The organism is Hyphomonas sp., from assembly GCF_040882205.1.
Classification (GTDB): domain Bacteria; phylum Pseudomonadota; class Alphaproteobacteria; order Caulobacterales; family Hyphomonadaceae; genus Hyphomonas.
The window spans coordinates 1-6182 of the sequence record NZ_JBBEBT010000096.1; the positions used below are offsets into that span (position 1 = coordinate 1).

Genomic DNA, 6182 nt, shown 5'->3' on the forward strand with positions numbered 1-6182 from the left:
CCCTGGCCTCTACCTTGACCGCGTTTTTGCCGCGATGGACTCGGTGATCGTCAACGGCCAGGCTATCTGTCGCTCGGACATTGATCCGGCCGCCGCCTACGAGATAGATTATTTTACTGCCTTGAACGGCTTCGCGGATGGCGGTTTTGCATCCGACAGATACTACTCCTTCACCCCGGGCGATGGCTCCTGCGCACCGCTGAACCCATTCGGCCGGTATGCGGCCAGCCGCGAAGCCCAGGAGTTCGTTACCGCCAGCCTCGAGGACGAACTCACTGTCGAGCAGACCGTAATCTCCGCAATTACCACAGGCGAGTTCGAAGTTCTCGACTTCCTGCTGGACGGGCCCATCGGCTACGCTCTTGGCGCTGAATACCGCGATGAGTCGAGTGATAACAAGCTTGATCCGATCACGCTTGGCATCCTGCCGGCGACAACGTCCTTCACGCCCGGCGTTCAGGTCAGCAGTGTCGATCCATTCCTATTCTCCTACACAAGCATCGATAACGACCAGCAGTTCAACACCTCGGGCAGCTACGATGTGTATGACACCTTTGCCGAAGTCAGGCTCCCGATCTTCCGGGACCGTCCGTTTGCAAAGGAGCTTACTCTTGACGGCGCTTTCCGGCGGGCTGACTACTCGACGCTCGGCGAAGCGAATACCTGGAAAGTCGGCGGTACCTGGGCGCCCTTTGCTGACCTTAATTTTCGTGCGACAAAGTCGGAAGCGGTGCGCGCACCCAACATTTCGGAATTGTTCGACCCGCAACTGCCGATCACCATTTCGGCCACTGCCGACCCTTGCGACCCGGGTAACGTCGGCCTCGGAACCTCGGTCCGCCAAGCGAACTGTATCGCGGACCTGCAGGCAGCCGGCGTCCCGTTGAGTCAGATCGTTGGCGGCGGCGGAAATTATATCTGGGTCAACCCGCTGACGGGCCGCTTCTCCGGCGTTTCCGGTGGCAATCCCGCTCTCGATGTCGAGACCGCCGAAACCATCACGCTGGGCCTGGTTTATGCACCAAGCTTCATCGAAGGACTGTCTCTGACTGTCGACTATTGGGACGTTACGATTGAGGATGCGATCCAGGCAGTTGGAGCAAACGATATCCTCGAGGGCTGTCTCGACTCGGGCAGCTATAACAATGTCCCCTTTTGCGGCTCGTATACACGCCGTGCTGATGGCGGCCTGAACTTCCTTGAAACCGGACAGATCAACTTCGCGGCACTGGAAGCCAGCGGTGTTGATTTTGCGGTCGGATACACTTTCGATGTCGCCAAGAACAGCTTCGGCGCACGCCTTGTCGGTTCTTACCAGGAGAAGCTCGATCAATTCTTCAATCCGGCCGACCCAACGGAAATCAACCCTGCCATCGAGGAAATTCAACTGCCGGAGCTTTCGGGCACGCTGAACCTCAGCTGGGCTCGTGGCCCCTTGCGTGTGGGCCTCCAGACGAACTATCAGAGCCGTCAGTCGGTTGACGCGATCGAGGACGTTCTCGGTCTCTACGGCCGCCAGGCACTCTACGGCGATGACGGCTTCTTCGACGAGACCTACATCTTCGATGCCAATGCCAGCTACGAGTTCAGCGATTCGCTCAGCGTCTACGGCGGCGTCAACAACATAGCCGACGAAGAGCCCTTCTCGAACCAGACCGCCTGGCCCGTTGGTCCGCGTGGCCGGTTCTTCTTCTTTGGTGTGACTTACCGGCAATAGCCTGCAACCTATTGCCAGACTGGAATGCGGAGGTGAAAGCCTCCGCATTTTTTGTTAGAGACGCTCGATGAACGACACATCCCGTGCTGCGCTCATGCGCGAGATCGATGCGCTCTGCGCCGCTGATCCTGCCGCCGCAATTGCACGGTTGAAGCAGGAGCTTGCCGCCGACCCGGGCTTCTATGCCGGCTGGATCCGGCTCGGATACCTTCTTTACACCCAGAACGCCTATGCCGACGCGCTCAGGGCGGTGTACGCCGCCGAGCAGTGCGACCCGCTGCAGGCTGAGTTCCGGTCCATACAGGCCAGCATGCAGCGGCGTGACCTTGCCGGCGCTGGCGCCGCCGCCCGGCGCATGCTCGAGGCCCAACCCGGACATCCGAGAGCTGTCTTCACGCTCGCTCATATTGCGCAGGCCAGCGGCGATGATGCCTCGCGCATCGCCGTTCTCGAAGCGGGAACCAGCGCCTCTCCGGCCAATCTGTTCCTGCGCAGTCTCCTTCTGTCGGCTCAGGAGGAGTCGGGCGCCTATGGCGCGGCCCTCGAAACGGCCCGTCAGATAGCCGGGATCGAAGGCGGCTTCCAAGGGCATTGGGGCCTCGCCAACATCCTGTTGCGCTTTGGCCAGAACGCCGAATCCCTAGCAGCCTGCGACCGGGCCGAACGCGCCGCCGCCAGTGATCCCCTGAAGCTGAGTGAGATCGATCTCGTCCGTGGGCAGATTTACAGGATCCTCGGTGAGCGCGGGAGGGGTGAGGCTTCGATGCGTGCGGCCCTTTTACGCAACCCGCTGAATGGCGCCGCCTGGTGGGCGCTCGCAGACATGAAGACAGTCCGTTTTCCTGAGGCCGACACGGCTGAGATGCGCGCGCTCATGGCCAGCCCTCAGGCCAGCCCTGATCAGAAAACCATGGCCGCATTCTCGCTCGCCAGAGCCAGCGAAGTGGAAGGCGACTGGGACAGAGCGATGGCGCTCTACCATACCGCCAACCAGCTGCGCCCCGGTGACCGGTTTGACCCTCAGGCCTTCTCGAATGCGATCAGCCGTCTGGCCGCGTCGATCACGCCGCAGGCCCTCGCCGCGCAGGCGCCGCCTCAGCCGGGCGCCCCGGTACCAATCTTCATCGTCGGCCTGCCGCGCTCCGGCTCGACATTGCTGGAACAGATTCTCGCCAGCCATTCCGAAATCGAAGGCACGCATGAACTGCCCGTGCTGCCCAGCGTGAAGCGGCGCGCGCACCGGCTCTGCGTAGACCGGTTTGGCGGCGACTATCTGGCCAATCTCGGACGGATCGGGCCGGAAGACCTCGCCGCCCTCGGGCAGCGCTATCTCTCCGAGAGCGCTTTGTTCCGCGCCGGGAACACGCGCATCTTTACGGACAAGATGCCGTTCAACTTCGAACACGTGGGCCTGATCCACAAGATCCTGCCGCACGCGGCAATCATCGATATTCGCCGAAACCCCCTCGATTGCGGGCTAAGCCTTTACAAGCAGTATTTTACGCAAGGCTCGACCTTCAGCTACAGTCTCGAGGGGATCGGGCGCTACTATAATGGCTATCTGCGCCTGATGGACCATTGGGACGCCGTGCTGCCTGGAAAAATTCTGCATGTTCAGTATGAGGAGCTTGTGGCTGCGCCGGAGCGCGAGATCCGCCGCCTGCTCGAGCATATCGGTGTGCCGTTCGAGGCCGCCTGCCTCGAATTTCACACCTCCGGCCGCGCCGTGCGGACCGCCAGCAGCGAGCAGGTCCGTCAGCCCTTATACACGCAGGGCATTGGCGCCTGGCGCCGTGCCGGGCGGCATCTGGATGCGCTCAGGACGGCGCTCGGTCCTGGTTCGCTGGCGCGGTTCGACCCCTATCTCCGGGCTGACTATTGCCCCAGTCCATCATAGAAAACGGCGCCGTCCTTCATCACGAAGTCGACATCCTCAAGCTCCCGGACATCCGCGAGCGGATCACCGGTGACGGCGATGATGTCGGCGCGCTTGCCGGCGGTGAGGGAGCCGATCTCGCCGGCGAGGCCGAAGAGTTCGGCATTGCCCATCGTGGCGGCGCGGATCGCTTCGGCGGGGCTCATGCCCCATTTGACCATGAAAGCGAACTGGCGGGCGTTGAAGCCGTGGGTATAGACGCCGGCATCGGTGCCGAAGGCAATTCGGGCGCCGGCTTTCACGGCGGCCTGGAACCGCTCGCGCTGCGCCTGGCCGACGATCTTTTCCTTCTCAAGCGATTCCGGAAGGATGCCGGCCGCTTCGCCTTCGCCGAGGATGAAGTCCGACACGTAGATGTCCATCGACAGGAAGATGCCCTTTTTGATCGCGGCCTTGATGCTCTCGTCCGTGATCAGGCTCGAATGTTCGATGGAATCGACGCCTGCCTCGATGGCGGTGGCGATGCCCTTGGCACCGTGGGCGTGCACGGCGACCTTGAGGCCAAGCTCATGCGCTTCGTCGACGATGGCTTTCATTTCCTCGAGCGTGAACTGCTGCGCGCCGATGGTCGTGCCCTTGGAGAGCACGCCGCCGGTGCCGCAGAACTTGATCACTTCGGCGCCGTATTTCTTGTTCTCGCGCACCTTCTGGCGCACCGCCCAGGGACCATCTGCGACGCCGCCGCCGATGGCGCGGTCTTCATAGGGGAGGAGGTTGTTGTCGCAATGCCCGCCCGTGATGCCGATCGACTGGCCGGCCGGGATGATGCGGGGCCCGGGCACTTCGCCTGAGTCGATGGCATCCTTGAGATCCACATCGGCGAAACCCGGGCCGCCGAGATTACGCACGGTTGTGAAGCCGGCGCGCAGCGTCTTCTCGGCGTTGGCGACGCCTGAAATCGCCGAACGGGAAGTAGAGACCGCGAGGCGGCGGTAGCCGTGAAGGTCAGAGCGGCTGGTCAGGTGGACGTGGCTGTCGGAGAGGCCGGGCAGCAGGAAAGCGCCGTTCATCTCGATGCGCGCTGCGCCCGAAGAGCCGAGCGTTCCGGCCCGGCCCACGGCCTTGATGCGGCCGTCCTCGACGAGGATGTCATGGTCCCTCATCACGGTGCCGCGTTCGACATCGATGACATGACCGCCGGAGAGAAGAAGGGTTTCGGCAGAGGCGGCGGCGCTGAGGGCGAGGAGGCTGGCAGCGGTCAGGAGAGCGCGAAGCATGGCACGGTTCCGGGGGTCTGTTTGTTCCTCAGACCTAGCGCCTGGCAAGGGCGTTGGCCAGCCAGCCGGGGCCCGCAAAATCCGGGTGGCGCAGTTTTGGGCAGCGGCCTATAGGTCGCGCGCATGAACGCCGCACTCCGCCTCGGATTTCCTGCCGCCCTCGGCTGCTACCTGATCTGGGGCAGCCTGCCTCTGTACATCCGTGCCATGAAACATGTCGGTGCGCTCGAATTGCTGGCGCACCGGGTCATCTGGTCTGTGCCGACAGCGATCCTGCTGATTGCGCTGGCGGCCAACTGGCGTGACGTAAGGGCGGCTTTCAAGGGCTCCAACCTGAAATGGCTGGCGGTATCCAGCGTGCTGATCGGGGCGAACTGGGCAATCTACATCTGGGCGGTGAACGCTGGCCGCGCGATGGAAGCTTCGCTGGGATATTATATCAACCCGCTGGTCAACGTGTTGTTCGGAATGCTGATCTTTTCAGAGACCCTTCGCCTAGCGCAGTGGATTGCTGTGGGCATTGCCACAACCGGCGTCGTGATCATGGCCTTCGCCTTCGGTCATGTGCCCTGGGTAGCGCTGGCCTTGTGCACCACGTTTGCCTGCTATGGTGTCATCCGGAAGAAGGTCGTCATCGACAGTCGCGCGGGTTTCCTTGTCGAGGTCGCCTTTCTGGCGCCGCTCGCCGCGCTCTGGCTGGTCTGGTTTGCGACGACGCAGGTTCCCGGGCGCTGGATGGGAGAGGCCGGCTGGGATATTGCCCTCCTGATCGCGGCAGGGCCGATCACGGCCTTCCCGTTGATCCTGTTTGCGCTCGCCGCCAAGCGGCTGAAGCTCTCCACCATCGGCATGATGCAATATATCGGCCCGACCCTGCAGTTCCTGATCGCAGTGTTCGTGTTCAAGGAGGCATTCAGCCTGACGCATGGCATTGCGTTTGGCTTTATCTGGACGGCGCTGGCCATCTTCACGGCCGACAGCCTTCTGGGGGACGCCAAGGCGCGGCGGCTGGCGCGGGCGGCGGAGCCGGCCTGAGGCAAAAAAGCGGCAGAGCCCGCAAGCGCCGCCGCCAAGTCTGCCAAATGCTGATGAGAGCATTGTCTGATCCGCCGGAAGGCATGCAATGGCCGTGCCAGACGCACGCTCAGGTGCGGGGCGGGGTGAGGGCAAGCCAGACGGCGATGGCAATCAGCAGGCCTGCGAAGGTTAACCGCGCCGTGAGCGACATGCGCCAGATCTCCAGCCGGGCGCCGAGCCGGGCTGCGAGCAGGACGACGCCGGCATGCACCAGCGTCGCGACCGACAGGTGGAT

4 protein-coding genes are annotated in these 6182 nt (G+C 62.9%); 3 read left to right on the top strand and 1 reads right to left on the bottom strand.

Annotated elements, in window-relative coordinates; translation table 11 throughout:
* Positions 1-1717 (top strand): TonB-dependent receptor (locus WEA77_RS04060; RefSeq protein WP_368066583.1); only part of this gene is annotated, 1717 nt, incomplete at its 5' end.
* A gap of 67 nt (positions 1718-1784) precedes the next feature.
* Positions 1785-3614, top strand: a complete 1830-nt coding sequence (locus WEA77_RS04065; protein ID WP_368066585.1) for a sulfotransferase — start codon at positions 1785-1787, stop codon at positions 3612-3614.
* Here the strand turns inward: WEA77_RS04065 and WEA77_RS04070 are convergent.
* Positions 3593-4870 carry an amidohydrolase family protein gene (locus WEA77_RS04070; RefSeq protein ID WP_368066586.1) on the bottom strand — a complete coding sequence of 426 codons (1278 nt, stop codon included), beginning with the start codon at positions 4868-4870 and terminating at the stop codon, positions 3593-3595. The genes WEA77_RS04065 and WEA77_RS04070 overlap by 22 nt on opposite strands.
* Positions 4871-4993: 123 nt before the next feature.
* Between WEA77_RS04070 and rarD the strand changes: the two genes are divergently transcribed.
* Positions 4994-5905: an EamA family transporter RarD gene (gene rarD, locus WEA77_RS04075; protein WP_368066587.1), complete on the top strand. Its 912-nt coding sequence runs from the start codon at positions 4994-4996 to the stop codon at positions 5903-5905.
* Positions 5906-6182: the final 277 nt, after the last annotated feature.